We start from the raw sequence: 13,127 nt of genomic DNA, 5'->3' as shown, positions 1-13,127 counted from the left end.
ATGGAGGACCGGCAGATATCGCTGTATCTTGCGGGCCTGGCGATCGGCGCGCTCATCGGGCTGCTCGCGCCTGCCCTCGCGGGTCCGGCCGCGGCGGTGATCCTCCCGGTGCTGGCGCTGCTGCTCTACACCACGTTCCTCGCCATCCCCTTCGACAGGATCGGACAGGCCTTCCGCGACTGGCGCTTCCTCGCGACCATCCTGGGGGTGAACTTCGTCGTGGTGCCGATGGTGGTGTGGCTGCTGTCGCGGATCGTGGCCGATGATCAGGTCCTGCTGGTCGGTGTGCTGTTCGTGCTGCTGACGCCCTGCATCGACTACGTCATCGTGTTCACCGGGCTGGCCGGCGGAGACGAGGAGCGCCTGCTGGCCGCCACACCCCTGCTGATGCTCGCCCAGATGCTGCTGCTCCCGCTCTACCTCTGGCTGTTCGTCGGCGCCGAGTTCGTCTCCGCCGTCGAATTCGCGCCTTTCCTCGAGGCGTTCGTCCTCATCATCGTTCTCCCGCTCGCCGCGGCCGCTCTCACACAGGCCCCCGCGCACCGGACACGCGCTGGACGAGTCGTGGAGCAGGTCGGATCGAGCGCGATGGTGCCGCTCATGGTCATCACCCTCGCGGTCGTGGTCGCCGCCCAGGTCGCGGACGTCGGCGCGCAGCTGGGCTCACTGCTGAGAGTGGTCCCGGTCTTCCTCCTCTTCGCCGCGGTCATGGTGCCGATCGGCATGGCCGCCGGACGGCTGGGCGGTGTCGACCCAGCCGGCCGGCGCGCGGTCGTGTTCAGCGGTGCGACGCGGAACTCCCTCGTCGTGCTGCCGCTCGTCCTCGCCCTGCCCGCGGAGTTCGATCTCGCAGCCTCTGTGGTCGTCACCCAAACCCTCATCGAGCTGCTCGTCATGGTGGCCCTCATCGTCCTCATCCCACGGCTCATCCCGAAGCCGGCGCAGCCGTGACGACCAGACAGACGAGAAAACTGCGATTTCTCTTCGGATCCGGGGTGACAGGCTGTGGAATGCAGAGAGCCGCGGCCTCGGACCGCTACGCTTTTCCCCATGTGTGGAATCGTCGGATACGTCTCGTCGGCCGCTGCGAACAGCGCTGACCACCTCGCTCTCGACGTCCTGCTGCAGGGCCTGGGAAGGCTCGAGTACCGCGGATACGACTCCGCGGGCGTGGCAGTCGTCACTGAAGGGGGTGAGCTCGCGGCGCGCAAGCGCGCAGGCAAGCTCGCGAATCTCCTCGATGCGGTGACGGACGATCCACTCCCCGACGCTCGGACCGGCATCGGGCACACCCGCTGGGCCACACACGGCGGACCGTCGGACGACAACGCCCACCCGCACCTCGCGGACGGTGGCAGGCTCGCTCTCATCCACAACGGCATCATCGAGAATTTCGCGCAGCTCAAGCGGGACCTCGTGGCCGACGGCGTCGAGTTCTCCTCGGAGACGGACACCGAGGTCGCCGCCCACCAGCTGGCCAAGAACTACCGTGCGACCGGTGACATGACCGAGGCCATGCGCGTGACGGTCGGCGAGCTCGAGGGTGCCTTCACCCTGCTGGCCGTGCACGCGGACGCCCCGGACACCGTCGTCGCGGCCCGCCTCAACTCGCCCCTGGTCATCGGACTGGGCGAGGGCGAGAACTTCCTGGGCTCCGACGTCGCCGCCTTCATCGACTACACGCGCAGAGCCGTGGAGATCGGCCAGAACCAGATCGTGACGATCACACCGGAGCAGGTGCGGATCATCGACGCGGCAGGCGCCCCTGTCGAGGGTGAGCCGTTCGAGGTCGACTGGGACCCTGCGACCGCGGAGAAGGGCGGCTTCCCCTCCTTCATGGACAAGGAGATCCACGACCAGCCGCAGGCGGTCGCGGACACCCTGCGGGGGCGCTTCGGACTGGACGGACGTCTCCAGCTGTCGGAGATGACCATCGACGAGACGATCCTCAAATCCGTCGACAAGATCGTCGTCATCGCGTGCGGCACCGCGGCATACGCGGGGCAGGTCGCGAAGTACGCGATCGAGCACTGGTGCCGCATCCCCACCGAAGTCGAGCTGGCGCACGAGTTCCGCTACCGCGATCCGGTCGTGACGGAGAAGACGCTCGTGGTGGCCATCTCCCAGTCCGGCGAGACGATGGACACCGTCATGGCCGTGCGCCACGCGCGGGAGCAGGGCGCGAAGGTCATCGCCATCTGCAACACATTCGGCTCCACGATCCCGCGCGAATCCGACGGCGTGCTCTACACGCACGCTGGCCCGGAGATCGCCGTCGCCTCGACGAAGGCGTTCCTGTCGCAGGTCGTCGCCTGCTACCTGCTGGGCCTCTACCTCGCCCAGCTGCGGGGGAACAAGTACAACGACGAGATCCAGCTGATCCTGTCCGAGCTGGAGACGATCCCCGGCAAGATCGAGCGGATCCTCGAGGGGACGAAGCAGCAGATCACGGATTTCGCGATCCGGCACAAGGATGAGCAGTCGGTGCTCTTCCTGGGACGCCACGTCGGCTACCCGGTCGCGATGGAGGGTGCGCTCAAGCTCAAGGAGCTCGCATACATCCACGCGGAGGGCTTCGCCGCCGGCGAACTCAAGCACGGTCCGATCGCGCTCATCGACGAGGGACAGATGGTCATCATCGTCGTTCCGTCGAGCCGTGGCCGCGACTCGCTGCACGCGAAGGTGCTGTCGAACATCCAGGAGGTGCGCGCCCGCGGGGCGAACGCGGTCGTCATCGCCGAGGAGGGGGAGACGGAGGTCGAGGAGTTCGCCTCCGAGGTCTTCTACGTCCCGGAGACGACGACGCTGCTGGCTCCGCTGCTCGCCACCGTGCCGCTGCAGATCTTCGCGATGGAGCTCGCGACGGCGAAGGACCTCGACGTCGACCAGCCGCGCAACCTGGCGAAGTCCGTCACCGTGGAGTGAGCGCGGTCCGGTCCGCGCGTGCGCGGCGCACGCGCGCGATCGGCTACCGTCGGTGACATGGCGATCATCGGAGTAGGCGTCGACATCGCGGACGTGCCGCGGTTCGCGGAGCACATCGAGCGCGTCCCGGAGCTGCTGGACCGGCTGCTGACCCCGGCCGAGCAGCTGAAGAAGAACGGCAAGCGCCGGTCCGCGGAGTCCCTGGCCGCGCGCTTCTCTGCGAAGGAGGCGCTGGTCAAGGCGCTCCAGCTGCCGCAGATCATTCCGTGGCAGGAGGCCGAGGTCGTCTCCGCGTTCTCCGGAGCGCCCAGCTTCCGGCTGACCGGCTGGGTGCTCGAGCACTTCCGGCAGAAGGGCGGCGAGACCGTCCACCTCTCCATCACCCACGACGCGGACCGCACCGTCACGTTCGTCGTGGTCGAGGGCGACGGCGCGAAGATCGTGCCGCCGGTCGACCAGCCGGCGCCCCTGCTCCCCGGCTCGCCCGAGGCCCTCGCGGAGCTGGAGAGGTTCCGCACGATGGCCCGCGCGACGCGGGAGGCGCGCCGCGCCGAGCGCGAGGCGGCCCGCCGCCCTCGAGGGGACTGACTCAGCGCACCCCAGCGACGACCTCGGCGGCGGCTCGCTGTCCCGAGCGGACGGCCCCGTCGATGTAGCCGTTCCACACGGCTGCCGTCTCTGCCCCCGCCCAGTGGATCAGCCCGCACGGCGCAGCAAGGTGGGCTCCGACCGTCGTCCAGAGACCGGTGGCGAACCGACCTCCGTAGCAGCCGCGTGTGAAAGGCTCCTCCGACCAGTTTCGCTGCAGCACCTCGGTGGGGCTCGCCGCGTCGTCCCCGAAGAACGCGGTGAGGTCGTCGATGACTCGACGGGCGCGCTCCCGCTCGTCCAGCGAGTTGAAGTTTCGGGCATGGGTGCCTTCAACGAACGCGACGAGTATGCCTGCGTCGGAGTCCGGCACGCAGTTGTCGTAGACGAGCGAGACGTCATGATCGAGACTCATCACCATGCCGCTCAGGCCCTCCTGCCGCCAGAACGGGCGCGGGTACTCGACCTGGAACTTCAGAACATTCCCTGGGGTCATGTGCGACTGGGCGACGTCGCGGCCGGCAGGCAGTGGGGGGTCGTACGAAAGGCGCGTCGCCATCGTCGGCGGCACCGCGACGACGACCCGATGACAGCGCAGGGTGCGGTGCTCGGTCGTCACGGCCACGGCTTCGGAATCTGCGTCGTCGGCGGAGTCCCACCCAGTGATGCGCAGGACCTCCTCGTCCAGCAGCACTCGCTCGCCGAGGCTCTCCGCGAGCCTCTCCGATAGCTGGTGGGTACCGCCGCGCACGCGTGACTCCTGCGCTCCGCCGATCGTGAGCATCATGCGGTGGAGTCCGCCGCCCGAGCCTAGGTAGAAGAGCAGATGGAGAGCGGAGTACTCGTCCGATTCCGCCGCGAGGATCGACGCGAGCATGGTGTCCATGAAAGCGCGCGCGTCCGCGTCGCCGCAGTGCGCATCGAGCCACTGCGCTGCTGTCATCCGGTCCAGGCGCACGGCGTCCGCGGAGTCCCAGGGCGCCTCCCGGTCGATCGTCGCCGCAGTGCGGTCGATGTGCTCGACGAGGTCCGTGAATGCCCGCGCGGCGTCCGTGCTCAGTCCGAACGTGTCATCGTCGCCCTCGGTGCGCGTACCGTCAGCGAAGAGCAGTGAGGAGCCCTCGTCGTAGACCGTGAAGGTCTCGAGCCCCAGCCGCTGCGCCAGCGCGAGCACTTCATCCTGGGTGGGGCCTACCCACTGACCGCCCAGTTCGACGACCGTGCCCGAGGCGAACTCGCCTCCCTCAGTCCGCCCGCCCACGCGGTCGCGGGCTTCGACGACGCGGACGTCTAACCCGGCTGCAACCAGCTGTTCTGCCGCGGTGAGTCCTGCGATGCCCGCGCCTACGACGACGACGTCGCAGGTGAGATCGCTTGCGTTGGCCTCGATGGCTGTCATTGCGTCTCCTTGTTCAGCACGACTGTAGTGACGGAGGTGCGGGGGTCGAAGAGTGCCTTTGTGGGGAGTGAGAGCCGGGCGGCCAACGGTGCTGCGAGACGCGCTGGGTAGTCGGTCGGGTCGCCGTAGGCCACGAGCATATGCGCGTTGAGGCCGTCGAGCAGTGCGATGAACTCCCACGCCGCAGCCCGAGGATCGTCGACGGAGAACTCTCCGTGTTCAGCTCCGTCGACGAGTATCGCAACGATGAGTGCCTGCCACGCGTCCATGGCGGTCCGCACGGCGCGGGCCATGAGGGGATCTCTGCGACCGATGCTCCACCCGTCGAGCCAGACACCCGCCCGGTCCTCGCGTCCCGTGCGACCCAGCTCGCGGATGAGCGCCACGAGCTGATCCGTCGCGCGGGGGGCGTCGGCGGTCAGCGCCTCGGCGGTCTCATACTCTTCACGCAGCAGTGCTTCGCAGGCCCGTACCCTCAGATCGCCGATGTCAGACGCATGGTGCACGACCAGGGTGTGCGTGATGCCCAGGTGGCCCGCGATGCTGCGATGGGTGATGTTCTGCAGACCGTCCGCCAGTGCGAGGTCCTGGGCCGCGCCGTCGATCGACGCGCGCCGTTTGGCGGCAGAGAGTCTGCGCCGCCTCGGCTTCGCGTCGTGTCCTGCGTCGCGCTCCGTCTCCATTCGCAACTCCGTCTCCATTGACAGGGGTTGTGACCCCGCTTACTGTATCGGCAGTGGTATTGACCACGTGGTCAATATGGCGTGGTGAGACGGATGTGTCAACCGCACCACCCGTGAGAGCCCTTCACGGGCAGCACTCAACATGAACCCGCGGACACTCGATGAGGAGACGCACGCGATGACGGCACCAGGTCCCAGACCCGACCACCAGACAGTCCTGTCCGACCACCAGCCTGCTCAGCGAGGCCTCATTCGGTCGATGGGCGTGCCGACTCTGATCTTCTTCGGTCTCGCCTACATGGTCCCGATGACGGTGTTCACGACCTACGGGATTGTGAACGAGGTGACGGGCGGATTCCTCGCGAGCGCCTACGCCATCACGCTGGCCGCGATGCTCTTCACTGCCTGCAGCTATGCGTTCCTGGGCCGGCGCATCCGCACCGCGGGTTCGGCGTACGCCTATGCCCGCGAGGGGCTGGGAGGCGGGGCAGGGTTCCTCACCGGATGGACGGTGATGATCGACTACGTCCTGCTCCCGATGCTCAACTACTTGCTCATCGGTCTCTACCTGTCGGAGAGGTTCCCGCAGATCCCGGCGTGGGTCTTCAGCATGGTGGCACTTGTGCTCGTCACCGCCCTCAACATCATCGGGATCACGGTGGTGAAGAGCGCGAACGTCGTGTTGGTCGTCCTGCAGGTCGTCTTCTTCCTCGTCTTCTTCGTCTTCGCGTCCCGCGCGTTCGACCCGGATACGGGCCCGCTGGATCCGTTCCTGCGGTCTGACTTCAGCCTGCCCGCCGTCGTCGCCGGATCCGCAGTTCTGTGCCTGTCGTTCCTGGGGTTCGACGCGATCTCCACGATGGCTGAGGAGGCGAAGAGGCCCACGCGCTCCATCCCGATCGCGGTCATCCTCACGACGGTGATCGGCGGCTTCTTCTTCATCGCGATCTCCTGGTTCGCGCACATGACCTCCCCGGACGTGGTGACGGGCGACGGTGCGGACGTCGCGGCGCTGTCGATGCTGGGACGGCTGGGCGGCGAAGTCCTGACGGCGCTCTTCCTGGCGGCCTATGTGACCGGTGCGCTGGGGTCCGCGCTCGCTTCTCAGGCGTCCGTCGCCCGCATCCTCTATGCCATGGGTCGCGACGGCGTCCTGCCGACGAGGGTCTTCGGCGCACTGTCGGAGCGCTTCCGCACGCCTGTCGGGGCGATCCTCGTCGTCGCGGTCGTGTCGATCTCCGCAGTGTTCGCCGACGTCGACTTCGTCGCCTCCATCGTGAGCTTCGGGGCCCTCACCGCTTTCAGCGTCGTGAATGTGAGCGTGGTGAGCGTCTTCCTCGTGAAGGAGAAGCAGCGCGGTGTCCGCGCGATCCTCACATACGGCGTCATCCCGACCATCGGCTTCCTTCTCACTGTGTGGCTGTGGACGAGCCTCGCACCCCACACCGTGCTGCTGGGCATCGGGTGGATCGTCTTGGGGCTGCTCTATCTCCTGTGGACCACACGAGCATTCCGCCGGCCCGTTCCACGCATGCATCTGGAATGAACCGTGTGTCCTCGCCCAGACGCCCGCACTCGTCAGTCCGCGCCCGTCGCTACCCTGGAGCCATGTCCCTTCCGACTCCTGCCGCGAACCCGCCCGCACCCTTGCCGACCACGGCCGAGGCCGATGCCCTCCTGCCTCAGCTCCAGCAGATCCGCCGGTCCCTCCACCAGAGCCCTGAGGTCGGTCTGGACCTGCCGCTCACGCAGCGCACGGTGCTGGACGCGCTCGACGGACTCGACCTGGAGGTGACGACGGGTGCGGGGCTGAGCTCCGTGGTCGTCGTGCTGCGCGGCGGCAGGCGGGAGGAGACGCACGCGGGAGTGCTGCTGCGCGGAGACATGGACGCGCTGCCGATCACCGAGGAGACGGGCTTCGACTTCGCCTCCGACAACGGCGCGATGCACGCGTGCGGCCACGATCTCCACACGACCGGCCTCGTCGGTGCGGTCCACCTCCTCCACGCGCACCGCGCGCAGCTCCCCGGAGACGTGGTCTTCATGTTCCAGCCGGGGGAGGAGGGCTACGACGGCGCGGGGAGGATGATCGACGAGGGCGTGCTCGACGCCGCCGGAGTCCCGCTCCTGGGCGCCTACGGCGTGCACGTGTCAGCGGATCAGGAGCCCGGGCACGCGTACACGCGGCCGGGGCCGTACATGGCCGCGTTCTCGCGCTTCGACGTGACGGTGCGCGGCCGGGGCGGGCATGCGGCTCGTCCGGAGAACGCACTCGACCCCATCGAAGCCGGCGCCGCCCTCATCGGCCAGCTCCAGGAGTACATCACCCGTCGCTTCAACATCTTCGACTCGGTCGTCCTCACCGTCGGCATGTTCCACGGCGGGACGGCGCCGAACATCATCCCGGAGACGGCCGACCTGTCGATGAGCGTCCGCACCTTCTCTCCGGAGGCCACAGCCCGGGCGGAGGAGGAGCTGCCCCGCGTCGCGCAGTCGTTCCTCGCAGCACACGGGCTGGGCGCAGACATCACGTTCGAGACCCTCCTGCCGGCGACCGTCAACGACGACGGGGAGGCCGACTTCTTCCTCGAGACCTTCGCAGAGCTGTTCGGTGACGACCACGTGCACCGGGTCCCGCACCCGCGGACCGGATCCGAGGACTTCTCCCGCGTCCTGCAGCGGGTGCCCGGCTCGTACGGCCACCTGGGCGCAGCGATGCCGGGAGTCGACGCCGCCGCTCAGGAGGTCAACCACTCGCCGCGTGCCCGTCACGGCGACGGCGGCCTGGGGGACCAGTCCCTGTTCCTCGCCCACCTCGCCGCTCGCAGGCTTCACCGGGAACTGGACCGGAGGGCCGCAGCCGGCCAGTCGTGAGGCTGCGTGCGACCGGGCGGAGGCTCCGCGCGACGTGCCTGGGGCACTTCGCGACGTGCCCGGGGCCGGGTTCCCGGTACTAGTCTGAGAGCATGCCCGTCCCCGCCCACAGCGCCGCCGCAGTCCGCGCCGCCGAACAGCCGCTCATCGACGCAGGCCGGGGCGAGTCCCTCATGCGGCCGGCCGCTGCGGGGCTCGCCACCGCCTGCCGCCGCGCGCTCACGACCACTCGCGGCCGAGTCACCGGCGCCCGCGTCGTCGTCCTCGCCGGCCCCGGCAACAACGGCGGGGACGCGCTCTTCGCCGCCGCGAACCTCGCCCACCGCGGCGCCCACGTCACCGTCGCCGCACCCCTGGGCCGCCTCCACGAGGAGGGCTGGCGGGCCGCTCGCCGCGCCGGTGCGCGGTTGCTGGACGGGGCCCCCGACACTGCTGCCGACACCGCCCCCGACACCGCCGCCGAGGCCGCCGTCGCCGAGGCCGTCGCCGGCACCGCCGCCCTCGCGGCCGCCGCCGACCTCGTCCTCGACGGACTGCTGGGCACGGGCGCCCGCCCGCGCCTCGAGCCACCGCTGAGCACGCTCATCGACTCGTGGCAGAGAGCGGCTCGCCGCCGGTCTCGCCAGCAGCAGTCCACCTCCCACGGCACCTCCACCTCCCACGGCACCTCCACCTCCCACAGCACCTCCCCGGTCGTCGTCGCGGTCGACGTCCCCACCGGTGTCGACGCCACGACGGGGGAGTGCGGGGACGTCCACGTGCGCGCCGACATCACCGTCACGTTCGGCGGGAGGAAGGCGGGCCTCCACCTGCCCGGCGGGGCGGAGGCGAGCGGGCGCATCGAGTTCGTCGACCTCGGCCTGGACCTCCGCTCCTCCCATGACGCTGGGAAACCTGACGAAGGTCAGCCCTCCCACGACAGCGACGCGACCCCGCCGACGACGACCCTGCCGACCACGACTTTGCCGACCACGACCTCGGGCCCGGCGGTGTGGGTCGTCGACGACGTCGACCTCCGCGACTGGCCCCGCCCCGGCCCCCACGACCACAAGTACATGCGAGGCGTGCTGGGCGTCATCGCGGGCTCCCAGCAGTTCCCGGGCGCCGGGGTGCTCACGAGCCTCGCCGCGGTGAATGCCGGGGTCGGCATGCTGCGGGTGCAGGGCGCTCGGACGGTGCAGGACGCGGTCGTGGCTCGCGCGCCCGAGGCCGTGACCGCCCCCGGCCGAGTCCAGGCGTGGACGATGGGCTCGGGTGCTCCCGAGCCCCACGACATGATGGAGTTCCTCAGTGAGGCGATCGGCACGGGGACGCCGCTCGTGCTCGACGCCGGCGCGCTCGCCCTGCTGCCCGCTCTGCTGGCCGTCGCGTCCGCACCGCTGCCGCCCTGCACGGTGCTCACTCCGCATGCGGGCGAGCTCACGGAACTGCTCACCCGCATCGATGACGAGGCGTCCGATCTGGAGCGCGAGGACGTCGAATCCGCTCCCGTCCGGTGGGCCCGCCGCGCGGCCGCACTGACCGGTGCGGTCGTCCTGCTCAAGGGCCACCGCACCATCATCGCCGCACCGGACGGACGACTCTGGGCGCCCACACCCGGGCCGCCGGGGCTGGCGACCGCAGGCAGCGGCGATGTGCTCGCAGGACTGGTGGGCGCCGCGCTCGCGACCGGGCTGCGCCCGGACCGGACGGACGATCCCGCAGGCCGCACCGCAGCTTTGGCGGCACTCGCCGTCATCCTGCACAATCGTGCGGGTCGCTCCGCACGCAGCGCCTCGGGAATCGTCGAGGCGATCGCGGCGGAGCTCGCAGGGATCGAGCACGTCGGTCCGACGGGGACGGGAAGAGGAGACACGCATGCACGCTGAGGCTCCTTCGACCCTGCGCGCGCAGATCGACGCTGACGCGCTGGCGCAGAACGTGGCGGCGATCCGCGCGCGGATCGGTGAGCGCACCCTCATGGCCATCGTGAAGGGCGATGCCTACGGCCACGGCCTGGCGCAGGTGGTGCCGACGGTGCTCGCTGCGGGTGTGCGACGGTTCGGAGTCGCCACCCTCGCCGAGGCCCTGGACCTGCACGAGCACCTCTCCCGCCTGCCGTGCGGAGACGAGGCGACCGTCCTGTTCTGGCTGCATGACGACACGACGGACCTGGGTCCTGCGCTCGCGCGTGGATTCGAGGTGGGAGTCTCGACCGCGGACGGATTCGCCCGTGCCCGTGATGCGGCCCGCCGCACCGGCACGACCGGGCGCGTCCACCTCAAGGTCGACACCGGACTGGGGCGCGGCGGCTTCACCCCTGCGCAGCTGCGGGAGTTCCTCGGAGAGCTCGGTGACAGCGACGCGGCGGACGTGCAGATCGTCGGACTCATGAGCCACCTGGCGAACGCCGACCTTCCGGGGGACCCTGCGACCCACCAGCAGAAGGATGTGTTCGCAGCCGTTCACGGCGTCCTCGCGGACTTCCTCGCGGGCCCCGGCAGACCCTTCGCCGCGCCCGGCGGTCTCATGACGCACACCGCGAACTCGCCCGGCGCGCTGGGTGACGACGACGTCCCCGGTGACACGGTGCGGGTGGGGCTGTCGCTCTACGGACTCAGCCCCTTCGAGCAGACCAGCGCGCAGGACCTGGGACTGCGCCCGGCCATGTCCCTCGTGTCCCGGGTGCTCACGGTGAAGGACGTTCCCGCAGGTCAAGGGGCCTCCTACGGACTCACGTACAGGACGGAGAAGCCCACGCGCTTCGCCCTGGTCGCCGGCGGGTACGCGGATGGGATCCCCCGTCCTGCCTCCGGCCGCGCCGAGGTCACGATCCGCGGACGCCGCCTGCCGGTCGTCGGTCGCATCGCGATGGACCAGATGATCGTCGATGCAGGTGATGCGCCCGTCCAGACAGGGGATGCGGTCACCGTCCTGGGCGACGGCGTCACGGGTCCGAGCGCCGAGGAATGGGGCGAGTGGGCCGGCACCATCAACTACGAGATCGTCACGCGCATCGGCCCCCGCGTCGACCGGGTCGCGATCCCAGCGCCGTCGCGTGAGGACACCCCAGTGCCGTCGCGAGAGGGCTCCCGCGAGCGGGAGCCCCTGTCGGTGACGCTCACCATCCCGGGGCGGGCCGCGATGGCCGATTTCGCCGAGGCCGTCGGCCGGGTGGTCCGTGCGGGCGACGTCCTCGTCCTCACCGGCAATCTGGGTGCGGGCAAGACGACGTTCACGCAGTTCCTCGCGCGCTCACTCGACGTGCGCGGGAGGGTGTCGTCGCCGACGTTCGTCATCGCTCGCGAGCACCCGCCGCGGGGCTCAGGACCCGGGCTGATCCACGCCGATGCCTACCGGCTGGGAGGCGCCGACGAGTTCGACGATCTGGGGCTCGACGCCTGGCTCGACGAGTCGGTCACCGTCGTCGAATGGGGGCGCGGCATGGCGGAGACCCTGGGCGACCACCTCGACGTGGAGATCCTGCGGGATGCGGAGGCTGCGCGAGACGCAGATGCTGTGCGGGATGGGGCGACCCCTCGCGTTGCGGATACCACCTGCAGGATGGAACACGAGGGCGAGGCTCCCGAAGGCGGTGCTGCCGACGGAGCCGGATACGGCTACGGCAGCGGCGGCCACGATGAGCCGGACGAGGACGGTTCCGATGACGAATTCCGCACAGTCATCCTCACCGCTCACGGGGAGGCCTGGACCGGTAGACTCACGAAGCTCCGCGCCCACTTGAGTGCACGCGCGGACTCGAGCGCGACTGACGACTCCAGCAGCGACCGGACCAGTCACCCGAACAGTGACCTGCGTAGTGACCTGACCAGCACCCCGACCAGCGACCCGAGCACAGAGGAGGCCCCGTGATCGTCGTGGCGATCGACACCTCGGCGGCGGCCTCCGTCGCACTGGTCGACGGCGAGCGGCTCATCGCCGACCGGACCGAGTTCGCCGCCAGGCGCCACGTCGAGTTCGTCGGTCCTGCGCTCGCAGAGGTGTTGGCCGAAGGCCGCGCGGAGGGCCTCGTGCCGGATGCGGTCGTCGTCGGGATCGGCCCCGGACCCTTCACCGGTCTGCGCGCCGGTATCGCCGCGGGCATCGGTGCCGCACTGGGGATCGGGGTGCCGGTCCACGGCGTCGTCAGCCACGATGCGCTGGCGCTCCGCGCACTCGCAGACACGGCTGCCACCGGCGCAGCCACCCCGAGCACCAGTGCAGCCACGACAGTCACCATCGCCACCGATGCGCGTCGCCGGGAGGTCTACGCGACGACGTACAGCGGCCTCGACGACGCCGGCCTGCCCGTGCCCGCGTCCGGACCGGCCGCACTGTTCCCCGCGGACCTCGCTGAGTGCCGTCCGGCACGGCGTGTGGGGCGCGGCTTCGCCCTGTACCGTGACGTGCTCGGCGATCCGGAGGACGAGGACCCGAACGCCCTCGATCCGACGGCCGCGTGGTTGGCGCGCCTCGCGCATCGCGCCCTGTCCAGCGGGCGCGCGCTGCGGGGGACGGAACCGCTCTACCTGCGCGAGCCCGACGCGAAGCCCAGCGCACGCCGCGAAACGCTTCTCAGCTGACGAGAGGACGGAATCGACCCCTCTCACCCGCCTGATCTCACTCTCATGTCACCCGATCGCACGCCCCGCACGCACACCTCTCGACCCATCGACGGA

10 protein-coding genes are annotated in these 13,127 nt (G+C 69.9%); 8 read left to right on the top strand and 2 right to left on the bottom strand.

Annotation, left to right across the window (positions count from 1 at the left end; translation table 11 throughout):
* The 3 genes from BSP109_RS08475 (at position 1) to BSP109_RS08465 (ending at position 3,513) form a co-directional block, all read left to right on the top strand.
* Entirely contained in the window at positions 1-951 is a 951-nt protein-coding gene (locus tag BSP109_RS08475) for a bile acid:sodium symporter (RefSeq protein WP_101600064.1), read from the top strand.
* 99 nt (positions 952-1,050) lie between these two features.
* Positions 1,051-2,925 carry a glutamine--fructose-6-phosphate transaminase (isomerizing) gene (gene glmS, locus BSP109_RS08470; protein WP_087005225.1) on the top strand — a complete coding sequence of 625 codons (1,875 nt, stop codon included), beginning with the start codon at positions 1,051-1,053 and terminating at the stop codon, positions 2,923-2,925.
* Between the two features lie 57 nt (positions 2,926-2,982).
* Complete coding sequence (locus BSP109_RS08465; protein ID WP_087005628.1) at positions 2,983-3,513, top strand: holo-ACP synthase; 531 nt, start codon at positions 2,983-2,985, stop codon at positions 3,511-3,513.
* A gap of 1 nt (position 3,514) precedes the next feature.
* Here BSP109_RS08465 and BSP109_RS08460 read toward each other — a convergent pair whose 3' ends face one another.
* Positions 3,515-4,912: an FAD-dependent oxidoreductase gene (locus BSP109_RS08460; RefSeq protein WP_101600029.1), complete on the bottom strand. Its 1,398-nt coding sequence runs from the start codon at positions 4,910-4,912 to the stop codon at positions 3,515-3,517.
* A complete protein-coding gene (locus tag BSP109_RS08455; RefSeq protein ID WP_180959658.1) occupies positions 4,909-5,595 on the bottom strand; it encodes a TetR family transcriptional regulator C-terminal domain-containing protein in 687 nt (228 codons plus the stop codon). Before BSP109_RS08455 ends, BSP109_RS08460 begins: the two co-directional genes overlap by 4 nt.
* A 178-nt stretch (positions 5,596-5,773) precedes the next feature.
* On the opposite strand from BSP109_RS08455, the gene BSP109_RS08450 reads away from it, so the two are divergent.
* The 5 genes from BSP109_RS08450 (at position 5,774) to tsaB (ending at position 13,031) form a co-directional block, all read left to right on the top strand.
* Positions 5,774-7,141, top strand: a complete 1,368-nt coding sequence (locus BSP109_RS08450; protein WP_257944610.1) for an APC family permease — start codon at positions 5,774-5,776, stop codon at positions 7,139-7,141.
* A 62-nt stretch (positions 7,142-7,203) separates the two neighbouring features.
* Complete coding sequence (locus tag BSP109_RS08445) at positions 7,204-8,469, top strand: M20 family metallopeptidase (protein WP_101600026.1); 1,266 nt, start codon at positions 7,204-7,206, stop codon at positions 8,467-8,469.
* Between the two features lie 92 nt (positions 8,470-8,561).
* Positions 8,562-10,337 (top strand): bifunctional ADP-dependent NAD(P)H-hydrate dehydratase/NAD(P)H-hydrate epimerase, encoded by a 1,776-nt coding sequence (locus tag BSP109_RS08440; RefSeq protein ID WP_101600025.1) that lies wholly within the window; start codon positions 8,562-8,564, stop codon positions 10,335-10,337.
* On the top strand, positions 10,327-12,321 hold the full coding sequence (gene alr, locus BSP109_RS08435; RefSeq protein ID WP_101600024.1) for an alanine racemase: 1,995 nt from the start codon (positions 10,327-10,329) through the stop codon (positions 12,319-12,321). The genes BSP109_RS08440 and alr overlap by 11 nt, the downstream gene beginning before the upstream one ends.
* A complete protein-coding gene (tsaB, locus tag BSP109_RS08430) occupies positions 12,318-13,031 on the top strand; it encodes a tRNA (adenosine(37)-N6)-threonylcarbamoyltransferase complex dimerization subunit type 1 TsaB (protein WP_101600023.1) in 714 nt (237 codons plus the stop codon). Before alr ends, tsaB begins: the two co-directional genes overlap by 4 nt.
* Positions 13,032-13,127: the final 96 nt, after the last annotated feature.

Source organism: Brevibacterium sp. Mu109 (assembly GCF_900169375.1).
In the GTDB taxonomy this organism is placed as follows: Bacteria; Actinomycetota; Actinomycetes; order Actinomycetales; family Brevibacteriaceae; genus Brevibacterium; species Brevibacterium yomogidense_A.
Note: the sequence above shows the minus strand (reverse complement) of the source record. Positions and strands in the feature narration are given on the sequence as shown.